This is a genomic window from Bradyrhizobium sp. WSM4874 (genome assembly GCF_055811835.1).
Window position 1 is genome coordinate 49,712 of sequence record NZ_JBVVPR010000038.1, and the last position, 19,555, is coordinate 69,266.

Genomic DNA, 19,555 nt, shown 5'->3' on the forward strand with positions numbered 1-19,555 from the left:
CGTCGAGACTGAGGACAAAAGCGCAGCAATTTCCATGCCATGGACGACAGGAACATGCTGTGTCCAGCTATTCTGCTTGGCACCTATGCAATAGGCAAGGCGTGCTCGCAGCCCGCGCGATCAGAGCAGGAATGCAAGCGCCGCTTCACAGCGCTCCTCGACCTTCAGAGTGAGGAGATCATCGGCCCGGGTACGTCCGAGATTGACCGCAGCGATCGGGATTTGCCGCTGCGCGGCAGCCTGCACGAACCGAAAACCGGAATAGACCATCAGTGACGAGCCGACGATGAGCATGGCGTCGGCCTGCGCCAGATGATCCTGCGCGGTAGCGACCACGTCGCGCGGGACGTTCTCGCCGAAGAACACGACATCGGGCTTGAGGATGCCGCCGCAGGCTTCGCAGGCCGGCACCTTGAACGACGAAAAATCCGCATGCTCCAGGTCGGCATCGCCATCGGGTGCATCGGCGGCATCAAGCGTCAACCATTCCGCATTGGCGTGGCTGAGCGTCTCCTGGAATTCGCTCCGCGGGGTCTTTTGGCCGCAGCCCATGCAGCGGACCAGATCGAGCCTTCCGTGCAGGTCGATCACCTGGCGGTGGCCCGCGGATTGATGCAGCCGGTCGACGTTCTGGGTCAGCAGCATTCCGCAACGCCCGCTCGTCTCGAGCCGGGCGAGCGCGTGATGCGCATCGTTCGGCCTCGCCTGGCCGAACCGCCGCCAGCCGATCAGGCTGCGCGCCCAATAGCGCCGGCGCGTATGCTCTTCAGACATGAACGCCTGGAAGTTCACCGGCTGGGTCCGCTTCCAGTTGCCGTGACTGTCGCGATAATCGGGAATGCCCGAATTGGTGCTGCAGCCAGCACCGGTCAGCACGAACAGATTTTCGTGCTGGCCGACGAAATCCCGGAGCGGATGGTTTGTCATGGCGCAGATGTAGTCTGCCCAGGCCGGTTTCGCCAGATGGCGAGGAAGCCCGCTAGCTTGCCCAGTTCTCGCGGAATTCGGGAAACAGCGTCAGGCCTCCGCAGGCATAGATGGTCTGCCCCGTGATATAACTGGCATCATCCGAGGCGAGGAAGGCGAACACCGCAGCGATCTCTTCCGGCGTGCCGACGCGACCCAGCGGAATGTGGCTGGAGACCACGCCGCGCTTTTCCGGATCGCCGGTCCAGGCCGCGTTGATCGGCGTATCGATCGCACCGGGGCCAACCGCATTGACGCGAATGCCACGGCCGGCGAATTCCAGCGCCAGCGTGCGCGTCAGATTGGCCATGCCGCCCTTGCTGATGGAATAAGCGAGGTAGCCGGGTTTCGGAATGATCTGGTGCACGCTGGAGCAGTTGATGATGCTGCCGCCTCCGCCGCGCGCGACGAAATGCGCGAGCGCCTTCTGGGCGCAGAACACGGCGCCGTTGAGATTGACGTCGATGATGCGGCGATAGGTTTCGATGTCGAGCGACTCGCTCGGCGATTCCCGCTGGAAGCCGGCATTGTTGACGAGGCAGTCGAGGCGCTTCCAGCGCGGCAGAATGGTCTCGAACATCGCGGCGACCTCTTGCTCATTACCGACATCGGCCTTGACGATGATGTGATCGAGCCTGCCGTGGCCGCGGTCACCCGATGCCGTCCGCGCGAGCGCGAGTGTCTCCTCGGCCCCTTCAGGGTGACCGAAATAGTTGATGGCGACGGTCGCGCCTTCCTGGGCAAGCCGGATGGCGACGGCACGGCCGATGCCTTGGGAGGCGCCGGTCACCAGCGCGTACTGGCCGACAAGACGCGAGTGAAACGAGGTCGAGCGATCGGTTTGTGGCATGGGTTCTCTCCGGGATGCCTGATCAGCGACGGAACCGGCTTTTTGTTCCATCCCTCAGCGCATCGCTGCGATTCATTCGGCGCGGCGCGCGAATGGCGAGGTCAGTATCTGATACAGGATGATAGCGCCAAAGGTTGCGGTGCCGATCCCGCCGATCGTGAAGGCGCCGAATTTGAGCGTGAGATCGCCGGCGCCTGCGGTGAGCGCGACCGCGACGGTGATCAGGTTTGCCGGACTTGAGAAGTCGACCTTGTTCTCGACCCAGATCCGGCCGGCCATCGCGGCGATCAATCCGAACAGCACGATCGAGAGCCCACCGATGACGGGACCCGGGATCGAGAGGATCAGCGCGCCGAATTTCGGCGAGAAGCCGAGCACGATCGACACCAGGGCCGCGAAGGCAAACAGCAAGGTCGAATAGACCTTCGTCGCCGCCATGACGCCGATGTTTTCGGCATAGGTGGTAACGCCGGTGCCGCCGCCGCTTGCCGCCACGATGGTCGCGAGGCTGTCGGCGAGCAAGGCGCGGCCGAGATAGTCATCGAGGCTCCGGCCCGTCATGGCGCCGACGGCCTTGATGTGACCGAGGTTCTCGGCGACGAGGATGATCGCAACCGGCGCGATCAGGACGATCGCATCGGCCTGGAAGGTCGGCGTGGTAAAACCCGGCAGTCCAATCCACGGCGCGGCCGCAAGCGGGGTGAAGTCAATCGGCTTGCCGAAGCCGAGGCCGTTCGCGAACAGCAAGTACAAAAGATATCCGCCGATCGCGCCGAGAATGATCGGCAGGCGGCGCCACAAGCCAGGTGAGCCAACGGCAACCACGCCAATGATCAGAACGGTCGCAAGCCCGATTCCTGTGTCGAACGCATTGGCGCTCACTGCCTTCACCGCCACCGGTGCGAGGTTGAGGCCGATCGCGGCGACCACGGCGCCGGTGACGGCCGGCGGCAACAGCCTCTCGACCCAGCCGACCCCCGACCACATCACGATCAGCGCGATCACGCCGTAGAGGACGCCGGCCCCGACGATGCCGCCAAGCGCAACCGACAGGTTCGGGTTCGGCCCGTGCCCGGCATAGCCTGTGGCGGCGATAACGACCGCGATGAACGCGAAGCTCGAGCCGAGATAGCTCGGCACACGCCCCGCGACGATGACGAAGAAGATCAGCGTGCCGATGCCGGAAAACAGCACCGCAACATTGGGATCGAATCCCATCAGCAACGGCGCGATGATCGTCGAGCCCGACATTGCGACGCAATGCTGGAGACCGGAGACGACGGTCTGCCCAAGCGGCAGCCGCTCCTCAGGCATGATCACGCCGGAGGACTTCAAAGTCCAACGCGGGAAATAGCCTTGCGCTCGCTGTGCGGAGCCCGTTGCAATCGGCATGTTCCCCCCAGTTGCGGTGCAGCGACCGATCTTCGTGCGAACAGACAAAAATGTGATTGTCGCTTCTGCGGCGGCCATCACATGATGCAAATCAAACAAGATCAATACGTTCCGGGGCCTATTCTATGACACAGATTGCGATCCAGCCAGCCATCCACCGGCGGCACCAGCCTTGGTACAAGATCCTCTACATCCAGGTGCTGATCGCGATCGCACTCGGGGTGCTCGTCGGCTATTTCTATCCCGATCTCGGCAAGGCCCTGAAGCCGCTCGGCGACGGCTTCATCGCGCTGATCAAGATGATGATCGCGCCGGTGATCTTCTGCACCGTGGTGCACGGCATCTCCTCGATGGGCGACCTTAAGCGCGTCGGCCGGGTCGGTCTGAAGTCACTAATCTATTTCGAGACGGTCTCGACCGTCGCGCTCGCGGTCGGCCTGCTGGTCGGTGAGGTGCTCCAGCCCGGGCACGGCTTCAATATCGATCCCGCCACGATCGACCCGAAGTCGGTGGCAACCTACGTCACCAAGGCCAAGGAAGAAGGCATCGTCGCCCATCTGTTGGCGATCATTCCCGACAGCTATCTGGGCGCCATCGCGCGCGGCGATCTGTTGCAGGTGCTGTTGATCTCGATCCTGTCGGGCTTCGCCATCGCGTTCCTCGGCAAGGCCGGCGAGCCCATTGCGGAGGCGATCGACAAGGCCGCGAAGATGTTCTTCGGCATCATCCGCATCATCGTGCGCGTCGCCCCGATCGGGGCGTTCGGCGCAATGGCCTTCACCGTCGGTGCCTACGGCCTCGGCTCGCTGCTCAACCTCGCGGCCCTGATCGGCACGTTCTATCTCACCAGCATCCTGTTCGTTGTGGTCGTGCTCGGCGCAATCGCGCGGCTCGCCGGCTTCTCGATCCTGCGTTTCATCGCCTACATCAAGGACGAGCTGCTGATCGTGCTCGGCACCTCGTCATCAGAGACGGTGCTGCCGCAGATGATCCAGAAGATGGAGCATCTCGGCGCCTCGCGTTCGGTGGTCGGGCTCGTCATTCCGACCGGTTACAGCTTCAACCTCGACGGCACCAACATCTACATGACGCTGGCGACGCTGTTCCTGGCGCAGGCGACCAATACCCATCTGACCATCTGGCAGGAGCTCGGCATTCTCGGCATCGCCATGATCACCTCGAAGGGCGCCTCGGGCGTGACCGGGGCGGGCTTCATCACGCTCGCAGCAACGCTCTCGATCGTGCCTGACATCCCGATCCAATCGATCGCGATCCTGGTCGGCATCGACAAGTTCATGAGCGAGTGCCGCGCGCTGACCAATCTGATCGGCAATGGCGTCGCCTGCGTCGTCATCAGCATCTCCGAGGGCGAGCTCGACCGCGATGCGCTGCACGAGACCATGGCCCATCCGCTGGAGATGGGTGAGGCGCTTGAACCGGGCGGCAGCGCCGCCTCCTAGGCCGCGCGCAGGTTGGCGGAGCCCGGTTCCAACGCGGTAGTTTCCCGGAGTGGTCAATTGGCGCGCCGCGAGTCACAACTATCGCGTTGGGATCACGGATTGATACTCATGTTTTCCACCCGACGCGCTGGGGGCAGGGCGTCGGGTTTTTGAAAATCACTGCAAGGGGCGACGCGCCGGGACCGGCGCGCCGTCGACGGCCTGGATTGGCATCGTCGTTCCTGCGGCTGGACGCCGGGCTTCAGTCCACATCGGCAGACGCCGTTAGCCTTTGAGCGCGGTGACCACGACCTCGATCTGCGCGCTGCCGCCGAGATCGGCAACGCCGACGGTGGCACGGGTCGGCAGATTGTCGCCGAAGAACTCGGTCCAGACCGCGTCCATCTCCTTCTTCTTCGAAAGATCCGTGACGAAGATCGAGGTGCTCACGACGCGCGACTTGTCGGTGCCCGCTTCCTTCAGATAGCCGGCGATCTTGCCGAGGATGTTGCGGGTCTGCTCGCCCATCGACACCGAAGTGTCGTCGGCGATGGTGCCGCCAATGAAGACGAACCCGTTGGCTTCGACGGCGCGGTGCATGATGGGGGTGCGGATGCTGCGGCTAATGCTCATGATGTCCTCTTGATGCTAGAGCGTGGAAGGATGGAAACGGTCGATGCCGAGATCGCCGATGCGGGTTTGGGTGCCGCCGTTGACGATCAGCTCCGCCATGACGGCGCCCGCGCCGGGGCCGAGCTGGAAACCGTGCAGCGAGAAGCCGAACTGGTGATAGAGGCCCTTGTGGCGGCTGCTCGGTCCGAACACCGGGATGTCGTCCTTCATCTTCGCCTCGATACCGGCCCAGGCCCGCATGATCGTCGCGTCGCGCATCACCGGGAACAGCTCGAACACTGTGCGGGCGCTGGTCGCGAGGCTCTTCCAGTCCAGCACCGTCTCGTTTCGATCCTGATAGGGCGTGGCCAGATGGCCGCCGCCGATCAGCACCGTGCCGTTCTTGAATTGCTTGAAGGACAGTTTGCGCCCCCGCAGGATCACGACGGGATCGATGAAGTGCGGCACGCGCGAGGTGATCATCAGCATCGGCGCCACGGTCTCGACCGGAACGGGCTCACCGAGCGCGGCTGCGATGGTCCCGGCCCAGGCGCCGGCGGCGTTCACGAGCACCGGCGCGGCAAAGCTCTCAGCGCCGACATCGACATGCCAGAGGCCATCGGTGTACCTGATGTTCGTGGCGGCAATGCCCTCGCGCACGGTCGCACCGAGCTGCCCGGCCTTGCGCCGGAACGCCGTCGTCGTCTGCGCCGGATTGGCCGCGCCGTCGCGGCGCGAGACCACGCCGCCGGGACAGGTCTCGGCGACCGCAGGCACGAGGCGCCGCAGCTCGGCCGCATCGATCAGCTCCTCGTGGGTGAAGCCGAGCGCGTTGAGCTCGGCCACACGTGCACGGCAGACCGCGAGTTCCTCCTCGTTCTCTGCGACGAGAACCTGACCATAGCTCTCAAAGCTGCAATCGTCGTCGAGGAGGTCGGTGATCTTCTCCCAGATTCCCATCGAGCGGATCGAAAGCGGGATTTCCGGGATGTGCCGCGCAAGCTGGCGCACGCCTCCGGCATTGACGCCGGAGGCGTGGCGGCCGGCATAATCCTTCTCGATCAGCACCGGCTTCAGGCCGGCGAGACACAGATGCAGCGCAGTCGAGCATCCGTGGATGCCGCCGCCGACGACGATCGCATCCACGTTTTTCGTCATCCGCGCACCACCGCCTTGATGTCGTCTTCGCTCTTCGGAACCGCGGCAAGCTCGGCGAGCGTGATCGGCTTGACCGGCGCGCGCAGCCGGTAATAGCCGATCTCCTGCGGGCTCTTGCCCCGCGCCTGCGCCATCAGCTCGGTCACGGTGAGGCCGCAGAGCCGGCCCTGGCACGGACCCATGCCGGTGCGGCGATAGGCCTTGAGCTGGTTCGGCCCGGTCGCGCCGATCGCGACGGCGTCGAGAATATCCTTGGCAGTGACCTCCTCGCAGCGACAGACGATGGTGTCGCCCGCGGGAATGCGAAACTGCGGCGCCGGACGGAACAGCTTATCGAGGAAAACGCGGCCACGGTCGGCCTTGGCGAGATCTGCGCGGAGGCCCGCCATTGCCGGGAGCTTTGCGGCAGCCGCAGGCGCCAACGCCTCCACGGCCGCGCGTGCCGCGATGCGGCCGCGCACCACGGCTGCGTTCGCACCGCCGATGCCGGCGCCGTCGCCAGCAATCGCAATGCCGGCGACCGATGAATTTCCGCTGGCATCGAGCACCGGAGACCAGCACAATTGCAAATCGTCCCAGCGGTGCTCGATTCCGGCCGCCATCGCCAGATTGACGTTGGGCACGACGCCCTGATGCAGCAGCAAGAGATCCGCAGGTATGGTCTCGCGCTTGCCGCCGGCGACATAGCTCACGCTCGCGATCTGGCCGTCGCCGGATGCCGAAAGTTCGGTGACGCCGGAGACGACCTGCACCTTCGCCTTCACCTCGCGCATCATTGACAGGCCCTTGGTGAAATAGGGCGAGGTCAGAAACGCGAAGGCGTGGGGAAGAGCCGCAAAATAATTGCCGCGCTCGGTGGTGTCGAGAATGCGATCGATGCGGCCGCCGAGACGCAAAATCTGCGCGGCGAGCAGCCAGAGCAACGGCCCCTGCCCCGCGATCACCGTGCGGCCGTCCGGCACCAGGGCCGATGATTTCAACATCGTCTGCGCCGCGCCCGCGGTCATCACGCCCGGCAGCGTCCAGCCCGGAATCGGGAACGGCCGTTCCAGCGCACCGGTCGCGAGGATCACCCGCTTCGCATTGACGAACGCAGAGGCGCCGCCGACCGAGACGGCGATATCAAGATTGCGGTCGAGGCTCCAGACGGTGGCACGGTGGATGACCTCGGCGTCGCTCGCGCGCAGCGCCTGCACGAGATCGGCGCCGACCCAGTAGCCTGCGCCCAGCTGATTGCGCTCGGTCACCGGCGTCGAGGCGATGGCGCGGAACACCTGGCCGCCGGGCCCGACATTCTCGTCAAGCAGCAGCGTCGACAGGCCGGCTTCGGCGGACGCCGTAGCAGCGGCGAGGCCGGCGGGGCCGGCACCGATCACTACGACATCGTATTCTTCGCGCTTGGGAGCCACAGTCATTTTCCGATCTCCCGCTTGCCCTTCTGAATCTCGATCTGCATGCCCTCAGTGACTGGCACCAGGCAGCCCTGCCGGTTGCCGACGCCATCGATGGTGACGAGGCAATCGAAGCACACGCCCATCATGCAATAGGGCAGACGCAGCGCGCCGCTCACCGCGGTCGAACGGCGCGCATCGCAGTTCGAGGCCAGCAGTGCCGCGGAGACGGTGTCGCCCTGCCGCGCCGCGACGGCGACGCCATCGACGAAGATTTGCACCGGCGGCCGCTTGTCCTGTTCGGATCGTTTGAACATCTGGGTTCCTTCAATGTCCTTAGTAGCCGCTGTTGTTCGCAGCACCGGCGGCGCCAAAACGGCTAGCCGAGAACGCGCCGACCAGCTCCGGCTCGAGCGCGCCCTGCGCGACCATCCGCGCGATCTCGAAAGCGTGGTTGGAGGCGAGCGTCACGCCGGAATGGCAGCAGGCGACGAAGGCGCCGGGATGCGTCTCCGACTGGTCGTAGATCGGAAAGCCGTCCTGCGGCATGACGCGGATGCCGGCCCAGCTCCTGACCACGTTGAGCCGCGCGAGATGCGGAAACATCCGCTGGGCGCGATCGGTCATCACGGCGCTGATCGAATGCTTCATCGCGCGATCGTCGAGCTCGTCTTCCTTGCTGTCGCCGATCATCACCGTACCTTCGTCGGTCTGGCGGATCGTGGTCAGCGGATGCGGCAGGAACGGCATGGTGCGTTCGGTCACCACGATCTGGCCACGGGTCGGGCCCATCGGGGCGTAGAGACCGACCATCGGCGCCAGCGTCTGGTTGGCATTGCCGGCGGCGAGCACGACCTTGGCGGCACGGAGCTCGCCCTGCGGCGTGGTCAGGCGGAATTCGTCGCCACTCTTGCTGATCGCCGAGACCGGACGCTCCGGAAGATAATCGATGCCGAATGCCTTGAAGCCGGTGTGGAACGCTCGGAACGTGCGCAGCGAATTGACGTGACCGTCGAGAGGACAATAACTGCCGCCCGAGACCTCGGGCCCGATCAGCGGCAGCGCCTTCTTCACCTCGGATGCCGACAGCATCTCCATCTTGTAGTCGGCGGCGCCAGTCTGGTTGTGCATGCGCTTGACCAGCTCGGCGCGCTGGCCGAATTCGTCTTCGCCGAGCGTGAGATGAAAGCCGCCATTCTGCTGAAGAGAGACATCCAGGCCGGTCTGCTGCTTCAGCTCGGACGCGAGCCGGCTCCATGCCTGTGACGCCTGCACGGTCCACACCGTATAGGCCGGCATGCCGAGACCCTTGCTCTGCACCCACACCAGCGCAAAGTTGGCACGCGAGGCACGCTTGGTGATGTCGCCTTCGTCGAGCACAGCGACGCGCTTGCCGAGCCGGCCGAGGCCCCAAGCGATGGCGGAGCCGAGCAATCCGCCGCCGACGACGGCGACGTCGTAATCTGTTCGCATGGATTTCTCCTATCGCCCTGTATCGCCCTTGCCGGCGAGCACGCGGTCGAGCCCGTAGAAGCGGTCGAGCAGAATGAGGGCGGTCATGGTGATCGCGATCACGCAGGCCGAGACCGACGTCACCAGCGGATCGATGTTGTCCTGGATGTACAGAAACATTCGCACCGGCAGCGTCTCGGTACCGGGTGCCGCGAGGAAGACGGTCATGGTGAGGTCGTCGAAGGACTGGATGAAGGCGAGCGCCCAGCCGCTGATGACACCGGGCAGGATCAACGGCAGAGTCACGCGACGGAACAGCGTCCAGCCGCCGGCGCCGAGCGAGACCGCCGCCATCTCGACCGAGAGGTCCATGCCGGTTGCGGCGGCGAGCGTCAGCCGCAGCGCGAACGGAAACACGATGATGACATGCGCGATGATCAGCGCGGCGAAGCTGCCGCCGAGGCCAGCCGAGGTGAAGAAGCGCAGGAAGGCGATGCCGAGCACGACATGCGGGATCATCAGTGGCGACAGGAACAATGCCGCCAATGTGTCACGACCGCGGAACCGATAGCGCGCGATCGCCAGCGCGGCAGGCACCGCGAACAGCAGCGCCACGAAGGAGGACAGTGCGCCAAGGCCAAGACTGACCCAGAAAGCATGGACGAATTCGGGATAGTTGGCGATCGCCCTGAACCAGCGCAACGAAAAGCCGTTTGTCGGCAGCGACAGGAAGCCTTCAGGCGTGAACGCAACGAGGCAGACGACGAGGATCGGCGCCACCATGACGATGACAAAGATGGTGTGGAAGATCAGCGCGAGCGGCCCGTTCCGGCTCATCGGAACACCTCCGCGTAACGACGCTCGATCAGTGCGTTGCTGCCGACGACGATCAAGACCAGCGCGGCCAGCAGCAGCGTGGCGACCGCCGCACCCAGCGGCCAGTTCAGCGTGTTGAGGAATTCGTCATAGGCGAGCGTCGCCGCGACCTTGAGCCTGCGGCCGCCGATGATCGCGGGCGTCGCAAACGCACTGGCCGAGAGCGAAAACACGATGATCGCCCCCGACAGCACACCCGGCATGATCTGCGGCATGATGATGCGGCGGATGATGGTCACAGGGCCGGCGCCGAGCGACATCGCGGCATTCTCGATCTGCGGATCGAGACGCTGCAGCGCCGCCCACACCGACAGCACCATGAACGGCATCATCACATGCGCAAGCGCGACCACCATGCCGGTTTCGGTGAACATGAAGGGGATAGGCGCGCGGATCACCCCGGCCGACATCAGCAGCTTGTTGACGAGCCCGTTGTTGCCGCCGAACAGCAGCGCCCAGCCGAGCGTCCGCGCCACCACGGAAATCAGCAGCGGCCCCAGGATGACCAGCAGGAAAACGCTCTTCCAGCGGCCGCTCATGCGGTTGAGGATGTAGGCTTCGGGCGCACCAAGCACGGCGGTGAGCAGCGTGGTCAGGATCGCGATGCGAAACGTCCGCCAGAACATCTCGGCGTAATAGGGATCGGTTACGATCTCATGCCAGTTCTTGAGGATGAAGACCGACTCGATGCCCTTGTACTGGCCCCAGTCGTGGAACGACAGCATCACAGTCATGGCCAGCGGGATCAGGAGCACACCGACGAACAGCATCAAAGCGGGCGCGGTCAGCGCCCAGGGCGTGCGTGCGTTTCGTTCCTCGGCGGAAGCGCTCATGCGACGCCCCTCACGCCCATGTCCTCCGGCCGCCAAGTGAGGTGAACTGCCTCGCCTTCGACCGGCTGCGACTGGCCGTCATTCTGGCGGATCACGGTCGCCGGGCCACATTCGCTCTCGCACTGGAACAGCCAGTGATTACCCTGGAAGATGCGCGTGACGATCTTTGCGCTGAGGCCTGCGTCGCCAAAGTCGATCCGCTCGGGGCGAATGCTGATGGTGACGGCACCGCTGCGCCCGGCAGGCGCGGGCGCGCTCCACGAGCCCGCGATCAATCGCGCAGGCGCACTCGTTCGATCGATCGTCGCGGCAAAGTCGTTGGTCTTGCCCAAAAACTGCGAGACGAAGGCCGAGGCCGGCTTCTCATAGGTCTCCTGCGGCGTGCCGATCTGCTCGATCCGGCCCTGGCTCATCACCACGATGCGGTCGGACAGCGACATCGCCTCGTTCTGGTCGTGGGTGACGAGGATCGTGGTGGTGCCGATGGTGCGCTGGATCTGGCGCAGCTCGATCTGCATCTCCTCGCGCAGCTTGGCGTCGAGATTGGATAGCGGCTCGTCGAGCAGCAGCACGCTCGGCTTGATCACCAGCGCGCGCGCCAGCGCCACGCGCTGTTGCTGGCCGCCGGACATGCGGCGCGGATGACGCTCCTCGTAGCCGGCAAGCCCGACCATCGCAAGCGCGGCGCGGACACGCTCGGTCCGTTCACCGCGCGGCACATTGCGCATCTCGAGGCCGAAGGCGACATTCTCGGCCGCGGTCATGTGCGGAAACAGCGCGTAGCTCTGGAATACGATCCCGAGCCCGCGTTTGGCCGGATGGATCGCGGTCAGGTCCTTGCCTTCCAGCCGGATTGCGCCGCGGGTGGGGTCGAGGAAGCCCGCGATCATCTGCAGCGTCGTGGTCTTGCCGCAGCCGGAGGGGCCGAGGAAGGAGATGAACTCCCCCTTCCCGACCGCGAGACTGAAGTCATCGACGACAGTCTGCGCTCCGAATTGCTTGGCGACCCCTTCGAGCTCGAGATAGGCCATCGCACTGTCTCCGGTATGACCGATCAGCGCTCGACCTCGCGATTCCAGCGCTTGGTCCATTCCTCGCGCTTCTCGTTGATGACGGTCCAGTCCGGATTGTACAGCTTTGCGGCACGCTCGCCGATCGGCGCCATCTTGCCGAGCTCGGGCGGGATCACCAGCGATTTCAGCACTGGGCCATAGCCATAGTCCTTCAGCAAAACCAGCTGGGTTTTCGGGTCGAGCAGCTTCTTGATGAAGCTCGCCGCGAGCGGCGAGACATTCGGCTTGGTGATGGGACAGGCGGTGGTCAGCAATGTCGCGGCGCCTTCCTTGGGATAGACGAAGTCGACGGGGAAGCCGGTATTGGCAAAGCTCTGCACGCGGCCCGTGCCCCACACCGCGATCACGGCCTGGCCGGACTGGAACAGCTCGGTCATCTTGCCCGGCGACGGCTCATAGGCGAGCACGTTCGGATTGATCTGCTCCTTGAAGATCTTGAAGCCGGAATCGACATTGGACTCGCCGCCGCCGTTCATCTTCGACAGCATCACCAGCGCTTCGAGGCCATAGGTGTTGTTGATCGGCGGGATCACGAGCTGCTTGGCGTATTTCGTGTCCTTCAAATCGTTCCAGGAGCTCGGCGGCGCCCAGCCCTTCTCTGCAAACACCTTGGTGTTGTACATCAGGCCGGTCGCGACGATGCCGATTGCGACCGCGTGATCGTCCTTGAAGCGCGCGGTGTCGTAGAGGTCGGCCGGCAGTCCGTCGAGCTTGCCGCAGAAGCCGAGCTGGATCGCCTGGTACATCGGGCCGTCGTCGACGATGGCGACGTCGATCTGCTGGTTGCCCTTTTGCGCCTGTAGCTTTGCCAGCGTGTCGGTGGAGTTGCCGGCGACGTACTCGACCTTGACGCCGTTCTCCTTCTCGAAGGTCGGGATCACCTCGTCGCGGATGGTCTTTTCGAACGAGCCGCCATAGCCGGCGACATAGAGCGTCTTTTGCTGGGCCGTGGCGACCGACGGGGCGGCGATGAGAGCCGCGATGCTGACCGCTGTCAGAAGGCGAAAAGTCTTCATGTGGTCCGATCTCCATACCGGGATGAGGTGACGTGCCGACGAGTCTCGTTGGCTGAACCTTCCGCATTTCCTTCCGCGCAAATCCCTCTCCGACCAGGGCTCCGGCCCCTGGTGGACGGGTTTTGGCGCGATCCGGAGGTTTGAACCCCTCCAATCTGCCGAAAAAGCGGGCCGTCTCCAGCTCTGATGAAAAAGATCGCAAACTCTGGCTTCCATCGTCCAATGAATAATGGCAGCCTCTGCATGCCGAAATGTTATGAATGGAAATCGGGATGGCGCGGATCAATTCGCGGCAGGTGGAGGCCTTCCGAGCGACGATGCTGACCGGCAGCGTGACCGAGGCGGCGGCGCTGATGACCGTGACGCAGCCGGCGGTCAGCCGGTTGCTGCGCGACCTCCAGGCGCTGTTGAAGATGGAGTTGTTCGAACGGCGCGGCACCGGCCTGGTGCCGACCGCTGCGGCAATGGCACTCTACACCGAAGTCGAGCGCTCCTTCGTCGGCCTCGAACGCATCACCGCGGCAGCCGAGGAAATCCGCGGCCGCCGCACCGGCTCACTGCGGATCGCAGCACTTCCAGCGCTGTCGAATGGCTATCTGCCCCGACTGGCCGGGCATTTTCTGAAAGAGCGGCCCAACCTCAACCTCGCCTTCTTCGGTGTGATCTCGCCGATCGTGGTCGACTGGGTGCTGAACAATCAATGCGACATCGGCTTTGCCGAGGTGCCGATCGCGCATTCCGGCCTTCCGAGCCAGAAGCTGCCGGCGCCGGCGCGCGTTGCCGTGCTGCCGACAGGTCATCGCCTCGCGGAAAAGGAAGTTTTGGAGCCGCACGACTTCGAGGGCGAGACCTTCATCTCGTTATCAGCGGGCTCGTCGAGCCGTCATCTCGTCGATCAGATATTCCACCGTCACGATGTCCGCCGCGTGCTGCGGGTGGAGACCGCGCTGTCCGAGATCATGTGCGGCATGGTGTCGTCGGGGCTCGGGGTCGCGATCTGCGATCCCTTCACCGCGCAGGAATTTTCCACCCGCGGCGTCGTCGTGCGCCGCTTTCTGCCGCGCATCGATTTCGAATTCTCGGCGGTCTTTCCGGCGCAGCGCAGCCCCTCGCCGGTGGCGCTGGATCTGGTCGAGACCATGCGCAAGTCGCTCGCGGAATTCGAGGAGGCAGCTCTCAGCCGTTGAACGCCGCCTGCGCCTCCGGCAGGTCCCAGATCTTGCCGATCGCAGCCGTCCCCGCCGCCGTGATCGCCGCTTCGTCGGCGCCAAGATAGCGGCCGGCATCGACCAGCATACGGCCGTCGACCATGACCTGATCGATATTGGCGCGATTGGCGAGCGCGATCAGCGCGCGGCGCGGGTCGAACAGCGGCTGAAGATGCGGATGGGTGAGATCGACGATGGTGAGGTCGGCGGTCGCGCCGGGCTCGATGCGGCCGAGGTCAGGTCGCTTGATGACATCGGCGGCGATCGCCGTGTTCGCCTCGATCAACTCGGGCGAGTTCGCGACATCGGCGCGCGCTGAGGTGATCTTGGAGATCAACGAGGCGGCATTGAGCTCGCCGAGCAGGTCCATGTTGTAGCCGTCGGTGCCGACCACGGTGCGAACGCCGTGCTCCGCAAACCGGCTGAACGCGGCGGTGACGCCGGCGCGCGCGAACACGCGCGGGCAGTTGAGAACCGTCATGCCGCGCGCGGCCATCAGCCTGAGATCGTCGTCGGTGCTGAACATGCAGTGCGCCGCCATCAGATCGGGCGCCAGCAGGCCGAGCCAGTCGAGATATTGCGCCGGCGTGCGGCCGCCATAGCGCTTGCCGATGGTTTCGACCTCGGCGCGGCTCTGCGCCATATGCATCGTGATGGGCACGCCAAGCTCGCGCGCCCGCGCGGCACAGGCCTTCAACAAATCGGGGCCGCAGGTGTCGGTGGCGTGTGGGCTCATCGCAAGGCCGATGCGGCCGTCGCCGCGATTGTTCCAGCGCTGGTAGAGCGAATCCCAGGTCGCCATGTCGGCGGTGCCGTCATCGCCGGAGTAGCGAACCACGCCGTCGGGACCGGCCTTGGCGTCGGACGTCGAGAACAGATAGGGCGCACCGTAGAAGCGGATGCCCATCTCTTCCGCCGCGCCGAACATCTCCGGGATCGAATTGCGGAACGGCTCCATCACCGTGGTGGCGCCGCCCTTCAGGAGTTGAAGAATGCCGAGCCGCGCGACCGCCATGCGCTCTTCCGCCGACAAGATATCAGCGCCGCGCTTGGTCAGCGGCAAAAGCACCGTGTAGACGATGCTCTGGTTGTTCTTGCGGCCATTGCCGTCCTCGGTGTGGCTGCGCGCCACCGCTTCCGAGAAGCAGTGATTGTGTAGGTTGAGGAGGCCGGGCAGAACGAAACGGCCGGGGCGGTCATGCACCTCGTCCGCGCGCGGCTTATCGCGCGTGACCGCGGCGATCGTCTTGCCTTCGATCAGCACCCAGTGGTCGCGCAACACGTCCTGCGCGCCGTCCTTGCGTGACAGCACATAGCTGCCGAAAATTGCTGAGGTGCTCATGCGGGGCGTACGTTCCAGAAGACGGCGGTGCCGTCGAGAATGCCGGTGATGGCTTTGCGATAGGCGGTCGGCTGCTTGTACAGGCCGATCGGAATATAGGGGATTTCCTGGAAGGCCACCGCCTGGATCTCACGGCAGATGCGCTGCTGCTCCGCGAGCTCGGAGGCCGCGAGCCATTGGCTGCGCAAGGCTCCCATCTTCTCGCTCGCATACCAGCCGGCGACCTTGCCCTCACCCCGGATGTTGGTGTTGCCGGCCGGATTGAGCCAGTCGATGCCCTGCCAGTTGCCCACTGCGGCGCTCCAGCCGCCCTGCGGAAGCGGATCTTTCTTGAGCTGGCGCTGCAACACCACGGCGAAATCGAGCCCGGCATATTCGACGTTATGCCCGCCTTGCGCAAGGAGTCGACGGCGATCTCGCCAAGCGGCTTCTGCGCCAGCGAGTTGGTGGGCACGAGCACCACGATCTTCTCACCATTGTAGCCCGCGGCCTTGAGATCGGCCTTCACCTTGGCGTAGTCACGCGGGCCGCGGAACACGTCGAGGCCGACCTCGCTCGCCATCGGCGTATTCGGCGCGAAATAGCCGATCGGGGAGACCTGGAAGTTCGGATCGGTACCGGCCACCGCGGTCATGAAGGCGGATTGATCGATCGCCCCCAGGAGCGCGCGGCGAACGGCAGGGTTGTCGAACGGCGGCTGAAGATGATTGAGGCGCAGCATGCAGGCATAACCCCGGGGATCGAGGATGCGCGTCTCGATGTCGCCGGCAGCCTTGATGATCGGCAGCAGGTCGTGCGGCGTGGTCTCCTGCCAGTCCTGCTCGCCGGTCTGCAGCGCGGCGACGCCGGTACCGGCATCCGGCGTGGTGGTCCAGACCACCCGATCGTAATGCACGATCTTCGGACCCGCGGTCCAATCCGGCTTGCCGTCGCTGCGCGGCTGATAGCGCTCGAACCTGGCATAGGCATTGCGCGCACCCTGCACGCGCTCGTCGGCGAGATAGCGGAACGGACCGCTGCCGATCACTTCGGTCAGGGGCTTGAACGGATCCTGGCTCGCCAACCGCTCCGGCATCATGAAGCACGCATTGATCGCGGCCTTGCCGAGCGCCTGCGGCAGTAGCGGGAACGGACGCTTGAGGCGGAAGCGGATGGTGCGGTCGTCAGTGGCCGACAGTTCGTCAGTCGCCTCCATCAGCTCACCGCCAAAGCCGTCGCGTGCGGCCCAGCGGCGGATGCTCGCGACGCAGTCGCGGGCAAGCACGCGCTCGCCGTCGTGCCAGAACAGGCCGTCGCGCAAGCTGAGGTCCCATTGCAGCCCATCACCGGAGACGACATGGCCCGACAGCATCTGCGGCGAGACCTGGAGCGAAGAGCTGATGCCATAGAGCGTGTCGTAGACCATGAAGCCATGGTTTCGCGACACCTGTGCCGTCGAATAGGTGGGATCGACGAAGGCGAGGTCGATGACGGGAATGAAGCGCAGCGTGGTCTGGGATTCGGCGCGCAGGATGCCCGGGAATGACAGCGCCGGCACAGCGGCTGCGGCCTTGAGGAGCGAACGGCGAGAGAGGGGCATTACAAGAGGCTCCTGAAGGATCTTACGTGTTCAGCAAGACGGCACCGATCGCAGCGGCCACCGCCTGCTGCGCCGGCTCGACCACGGGAACGCCGATGGCATCCGCAATCGCCGCGCGATGCGAGGCCATGCCGGCGCATCCCATCACCACGACATCGGCACGGCATTGCGAGACCAGCGCGCGGCCGGCTTCGATCAATCGTCCCCGGATGTCCGCGCCTGCCGTCTCCGCCGCGCTCGCGCCGACCGACCAGCTGCCGGCATAGCGGCTATCGACGCCCATCAATCGCACCATCCGCTGCTGACGGCGGATGCTCGACGGCGACAGCGCGATAATTCCAAAACGTTCACCCAGCATCAGCGCGCGAAAGATGCCGCACTCGGCGATGCCCATCACCGGGCGCCCGCCAGCGGCCTCGCGCACCGCATGCAGGCCGGGATCGCTGAAGCAGGCGAGCACGAAGGCATCCGCATCGTCGCGCGTGACGCGGTTGACCAGCGGCATCACAACGCTGTCGGCATCGCGCTGCGAGCTGATGCCGGGCGGCCCCTCGGCAAGGCCGACGACCTCGATTTCAGGCCCGCCGGCGATGCGCAGCGGCGCGACCGCGTCATCGATCGCCGCAGTCACCGACGCGGAGGAGTTGGGGTTGATGACAAGGATGCGGGTCATGACCTAGCTCAATTTTTGCCGGCCTCGTGGCGCAGGAAGTTGGCCGCGATCTTCTCGCCGGTCGTGATCCAGACATCCGGGCACGACTTTGCGTAAGTCAGGAACTCACGCAGCAGGCGCAGCCGCATCGGTCGGCCGCTGCATTGCGGATGCAGCACGGTCGTCACCATCGCGCCCCAGTCGCGGACTTCGTCGAGCTCGTCCTTCCAGATCGAAAGCACATGCTCCTTCGGGAAAATCGAGCGCGGACTGAAGCGCGCGGACAGGCCGTGCATCCAGTCGTCATAGCTTGCGGTCACCGGCAGCTCGATCGTGCCGGGCTTGCCGTCGGCGAGACGATGCCGATAGGGCCGCACGTCGTCGCGAAACGAGGAGGTGTAGACGATGCCGTGGCGCACCAGCGCCACCCGCAGCTCCTCGGTGAACTCGCCGTAAGGCGCGCGATAGCCGGTCGGCCTGACGCCAAGCCGGCGCTTGAGCGCATCAAAGCCGCGCTCCAGCTCCTCCTCGATCCAGGGATCGCCGGGATCCGGAAGGAGATGGTGATAGCCGTGGTGGCCGATCTCGTGGCCGGCCTTGAGAATGGACTCGGCCATCGCCGGATGCGCGTCGACCGACCATCCCGTGACGAAGAAGGTCGCCTTGAGATCGAGCTGATCGAGCAGCTCCAGGAGTTTCGGCGTGCCGACGCGCGCCTCATAGCCGCCATAACTCATGGTGATGAGCCGCTGCGCGTGCACCGCGTCCTTGCTGGTCCATGCGCTCTCCGCGTCGACGTCGAACGACAGGAACATCGCCGAATTGTACGGCTTCGGCCAGGGGTATTCCGGCGCAGGATCTGCGGTGTTGGCTGGGGTGAGCGGAATGCTCTGGAGCGCCTTACTGTCCAGCATTGATGGTCGCCTTTTCGAGTGCGTTGTCGGTCAGTTTCCACTTGGCAAGCAGCGTACGATAGGTGCCGTCCGCGATCAGCGCATCGACCGCCTCCAGAATGGCTTGCTGCAGCGCCTTTTCCTTGACCGGCAGGGCGATGCCGGTGAATTGCTGCGCGATGGGCTCGCCCACAGTCGCATAGGTGCCGGGCTCGAGGTCCATGATGTAGGGCAGCGTCTCGTTGCCCTGGGCGGCGGCATCGATGCGGCCCTGCCTGAGCTGGGTGCGGGCGTCGGCCGAGCCGTCGGTGCCGACGAACTGGATCGGATTGGTGCCGCAATTCTTCTCGCTCCAAGCCGCGATCTGCGCCGGGAACATGGTACGGCGGCTGGCGCCGACCTTCTTGCCGCAGAGTGCGGCTGCGTCCTTGAACTCCGCCTTGCGCGACTGCTGCACGAAGAACTGCGGACCGCTGCGCAGATAATCGACGAAGGACGCGATCTCGTGCCGGCTGGCATAGTCCGTGAAGCCGGACAGGATGGCGTCCACCCGACCGGTCGAGATCGACGGCATGAACTCGGCAAAGCTGGTCTCCTGCCATTCGATCTTGACGCCGAGCTTGCGGCCGATGGCTTCGCCGAGATCGATGTCGAAGCCGGACAGCGCGTTGGTGGCGGGATCGCGGAACTCCATCGGCGGATAGTTCGGCACCAGCGCGACCTTGATGCTGCCGCGCTTGGCGATCTCCGCCGGCAGCTCGATTGCCATGACCGGAGCGCTCATGGCGCCAACGAGTGCTGCCGTAACCAGAAGTCTCTTCAT

The 19,555-nt window shown here is 64.9% G+C and carries 18 protein-coding genes and 1 pseudogene; 2 read left to right on the forward strand and 17 right to left on the reverse strand.

Annotation, left to right across the window (positions count from 1 at the left end):
- Positions 1-120: 120 nt before the first annotated feature.
- The 3 genes from AC0L3P_RS29985 to AC0L3P_RS29995 form a co-directional block, all read right to left on the reverse strand.
- A complete protein-coding gene (locus AC0L3P_RS29985; RefSeq protein ID WP_473307509.1) occupies positions 121-927 on the reverse strand; it encodes an NAD-dependent protein deacetylase in 807 nt (268 codons plus the stop codon).
- 52 nt (positions 928-979) lie between these two features.
- Positions 980-1,816, reverse strand: a complete 837-nt coding sequence (locus tag AC0L3P_RS29990; RefSeq protein WP_473307511.1) for an SDR family oxidoreductase — start codon at positions 1,814-1,816, stop codon at positions 980-982.
- A 72-nt stretch (positions 1,817-1,888) separates the two neighbouring features.
- The gene (locus AC0L3P_RS29995) at positions 1,889-3,208 is read right to left on the reverse strand and encodes a solute carrier family 23 protein (protein ID WP_473307513.1); all 1,320 of its coding nucleotides are present in this window, start codon (positions 3,206-3,208) and stop codon (positions 1,889-1,891) included.
- Positions 3,209-3,333: 125 nt separating this feature from the next.
- On the opposite strand from AC0L3P_RS29995, the gene AC0L3P_RS30000 reads away from it, so the two are divergent.
- Positions 3,334-4,668: a dicarboxylate/amino acid:cation symporter gene (locus AC0L3P_RS30000; RefSeq protein ID WP_354065892.1), complete on the forward strand. Its 1,335-nt coding sequence runs from the start codon at positions 3,334-3,336 to the stop codon at positions 4,666-4,668.
- Between the two features lie 264 nt (positions 4,669-4,932).
- Here the strand turns inward: AC0L3P_RS30000 and AC0L3P_RS30005 are convergent, their stop codons facing one another.
- Genes AC0L3P_RS30005 through AC0L3P_RS30045 form a run of 9 tightly spaced genes read right to left on the reverse strand, consistent with a single transcriptional unit; the run spans position 4,933 to position 13,058 of the window.
- Entirely contained in the window at positions 4,933-5,280 is a 348-nt protein-coding gene (locus AC0L3P_RS30005; RefSeq protein WP_354065890.1) for a RidA family protein, read from the reverse strand.
- 15 nt (positions 5,281-5,295) lie between these two features.
- Positions 5,296-6,417 (reverse strand): NAD(P)/FAD-dependent oxidoreductase, encoded by a 1,122-nt coding sequence (locus AC0L3P_RS30010; protein WP_354065888.1) that lies wholly within the window; start codon positions 6,415-6,417, stop codon positions 5,296-5,298.
- Complete coding sequence (locus tag AC0L3P_RS30015) at positions 6,414-7,832, reverse strand: FAD/NAD(P)-dependent oxidoreductase (protein ID WP_354065886.1); 1,419 nt, start codon at positions 7,830-7,832, stop codon at positions 6,414-6,416. Before AC0L3P_RS30015 ends, AC0L3P_RS30010 begins: the two co-directional genes overlap by 4 nt.
- Positions 7,829-8,125: a (2Fe-2S)-binding protein gene (locus AC0L3P_RS30020; protein WP_473307516.1), complete on the reverse strand. Its 297-nt coding sequence runs from the start codon at positions 8,123-8,125 to the stop codon at positions 7,829-7,831. The genes AC0L3P_RS30015 and AC0L3P_RS30020 overlap by 4 nt, the downstream gene beginning before the upstream one ends.
- A 19-nt stretch (positions 8,126-8,144) precedes the next feature.
- Positions 8,145-9,281: an NAD(P)/FAD-dependent oxidoreductase gene (locus AC0L3P_RS30025; protein ID WP_473307518.1), complete on the reverse strand. Its 1,137-nt coding sequence runs from the start codon at positions 9,279-9,281 to the stop codon at positions 8,145-8,147.
- Positions 9,282-9,290: 9 nt separating this feature from the next.
- Complete coding sequence (locus AC0L3P_RS30030) at positions 9,291-10,097, reverse strand: ABC transporter permease (RefSeq protein WP_354065880.1); 807 nt, start codon at positions 10,095-10,097, stop codon at positions 9,291-9,293.
- The gene (locus AC0L3P_RS30035) at positions 10,094-10,969 is read right to left on the reverse strand and encodes an ABC transporter permease (RefSeq protein WP_354065878.1); all 876 of its coding nucleotides are present in this window, start codon (positions 10,967-10,969) and stop codon (positions 10,094-10,096) included. Before AC0L3P_RS30035 ends, AC0L3P_RS30030 begins: the two co-directional genes overlap by 4 nt.
- Positions 10,966-12,000, reverse strand: coding sequence for an ABC transporter ATP-binding protein (locus tag AC0L3P_RS30040; RefSeq protein WP_354065876.1), 1,035 nt, complete (start codon positions 11,998-12,000; stop codon positions 10,966-10,968). The genes AC0L3P_RS30035 and AC0L3P_RS30040 overlap by 4 nt, the downstream gene beginning before the upstream one ends.
- Positions 12,001-12,023: 23 nt before the next feature.
- Entirely contained in the window at positions 12,024-13,058 is a 1,035-nt protein-coding gene (locus AC0L3P_RS30045; RefSeq protein ID WP_354065874.1) for an ABC transporter substrate-binding protein, read from the reverse strand.
- Between the two features lie 272 nt (positions 13,059-13,330).
- On the opposite strand from AC0L3P_RS30045, the gene AC0L3P_RS30050 reads away from it, so the two are divergent.
- Positions 13,331-14,245 carry a LysR substrate-binding domain-containing protein gene (locus AC0L3P_RS30050; RefSeq protein WP_275169640.1) on the forward strand — a complete coding sequence of 305 codons (915 nt, stop codon included), beginning with the start codon at positions 13,331-13,333 and terminating at the stop codon, positions 14,243-14,245.
- On the opposite strand, the gene AC0L3P_RS30055 is transcribed toward AC0L3P_RS30050, so the two are convergent.
- The 5 genes and pseudogenes from AC0L3P_RS30055 to AC0L3P_RS30075 all read right to left on the reverse strand — a co-directional run bounded on the left by AC0L3P_RS30055 (position 14,235) and on the right by AC0L3P_RS30075 (position 19,555).
- Positions 14,235-15,608, reverse strand: a complete 1,374-nt coding sequence (locus AC0L3P_RS30055; protein ID WP_354065872.1) for an amidohydrolase family protein — start codon at positions 15,606-15,608, stop codon at positions 14,235-14,237. The two genes, AC0L3P_RS30050 and AC0L3P_RS30055, sit on opposite strands and share 11 nt — an antisense overlap.
- Positions 15,605-17,187, reverse strand: a pseudogene (locus tag AC0L3P_RS30060) (ABC transporter substrate-binding protein). Before AC0L3P_RS30060 ends, AC0L3P_RS30055 begins: the two are co-directional and overlap by 4 nt.
- Before the next feature lie 22 nt (positions 17,188-17,209).
- Positions 17,210-17,860 (reverse strand): aspartate/glutamate racemase family protein, encoded by a 651-nt coding sequence (locus tag AC0L3P_RS30065; protein ID WP_354065868.1) that lies wholly within the window; start codon positions 17,858-17,860, stop codon positions 17,210-17,212.
- 8 nt (positions 17,861-17,868) lie between these two features.
- Entirely contained in the window at positions 17,869-18,753 is an 885-nt protein-coding gene (locus tag AC0L3P_RS30070; protein ID WP_473307528.1) for a polysaccharide deacetylase family protein, read from the reverse strand.
- Positions 18,740-19,555: an ABC transporter substrate-binding protein gene (locus AC0L3P_RS30075; RefSeq protein ID WP_473307532.1), complete on the reverse strand. Its 816-nt coding sequence runs from the start codon at positions 19,553-19,555 to the stop codon at positions 18,740-18,742. The genes AC0L3P_RS30070 and AC0L3P_RS30075 overlap by 14 nt, the downstream gene beginning before the upstream one ends.

What these genes read in the sequence shown, in the direction of transcription:
- AC0L3P_RS29985 (WP_473307509.1), bottom strand. Translation starts at nt 927, where the DNA reads ATGACAAACCATCCGCTCCGGGATTTCGTCGGCCAGCACGAAAATCTG.
- AC0L3P_RS29990 (WP_473307511.1), bottom strand. Translation starts at nt 1,816, where the DNA reads ATGCCACAAACCGATCGCTCGACCTCGTTTCACTCGCGTCTTGTCGGC.
- AC0L3P_RS29995 (WP_473307513.1), bottom strand. Translation starts at nt 3,208, where the DNA reads ATGCCGATTGCAACGGGCTCCGCACAGCGAGCGCAAGGCTATTTCCCG.
- AC0L3P_RS30000 (WP_354065892.1), top strand. Translation starts at nt 3,334, where the DNA reads ATGACACAGATTGCGATCCAGCCAGCCATCCACCGGCGGCACCAGCCT.
- AC0L3P_RS30005 (WP_354065890.1), bottom strand. Translation starts at nt 5,280, where the DNA reads ATGAGCATTAGCCGCAGCATCCGCACCCCCATCATGCACCGCGCCGTC.
- AC0L3P_RS30010 (WP_354065888.1), bottom strand. Translation starts at nt 6,417, where the DNA reads ATGACGAAAAACGTGGATGCGATCGTCGTCGGCGGCGGCATCCACGGA.
- AC0L3P_RS30015 (WP_354065886.1), bottom strand. Translation starts at nt 7,832, where the DNA reads ATGACTGTGGCTCCCAAGCGCGAAGAATACGATGTCGTAGTGATCGGT.
- AC0L3P_RS30020 (WP_473307516.1), bottom strand. Translation starts at nt 8,125, where the DNA reads ATGTTCAAACGATCCGAACAGGACAAGCGGCCGCCGGTGCAAATCTTC.
- AC0L3P_RS30025 (WP_473307518.1), bottom strand. Translation starts at nt 9,281, where the DNA reads ATGCGAACAGATTACGACGTCGCCGTCGTCGGCGGCGGATTGCTCGGC.
- AC0L3P_RS30030 (WP_354065880.1), bottom strand. Translation starts at nt 10,097, where the DNA reads ATGAGCCGGAACGGGCCGCTCGCGCTGATCTTCCACACCATCTTTGTC.
- AC0L3P_RS30035 (WP_354065878.1), bottom strand. Translation starts at nt 10,969, where the DNA reads ATGAGCGCTTCCGCCGAGGAACGAAACGCACGCACGCCCTGGGCGCTG.
- AC0L3P_RS30040 (WP_354065876.1), bottom strand. Translation starts at nt 12,000, where the DNA reads ATGGCCTATCTCGAGCTCGAAGGGGTCGCCAAGCAATTCGGAGCGCAG.
- AC0L3P_RS30045 (WP_354065874.1), bottom strand. Translation starts at nt 13,058, where the DNA reads ATGAAGACTTTTCGCCTTCTGACAGCGGTCAGCATCGCGGCTCTCATC.
- AC0L3P_RS30050 (WP_275169640.1), top strand. Translation starts at nt 13,331, where the DNA reads ATGGCGCGGATCAATTCGCGGCAGGTGGAGGCCTTCCGAGCGACGATG.
- AC0L3P_RS30055 (WP_354065872.1), bottom strand. Translation starts at nt 15,608, where the DNA reads ATGAGCACCTCAGCAATTTTCGGCAGCTATGTGCTGTCACGCAAGGAC.
- AC0L3P_RS30065 (WP_354065868.1), bottom strand. Translation starts at nt 17,860, where the DNA reads ATGACCCGCATCCTTGTCATCAACCCCAACTCCTCCGCGTCGGTGACT.
- AC0L3P_RS30070 (WP_473307528.1), bottom strand. Translation starts at nt 18,753, where the DNA reads ATGCTGGACAGTAAGGCGCTCCAGAGCATTCCGCTCACCCCAGCCAAC.
- AC0L3P_RS30075 (WP_473307532.1), bottom strand. Translation starts at nt 19,555, where the DNA reads ATGAAGAGACTTCTGGTTACGGCAGCACTCGTTGGCGCCATGAGCGCT.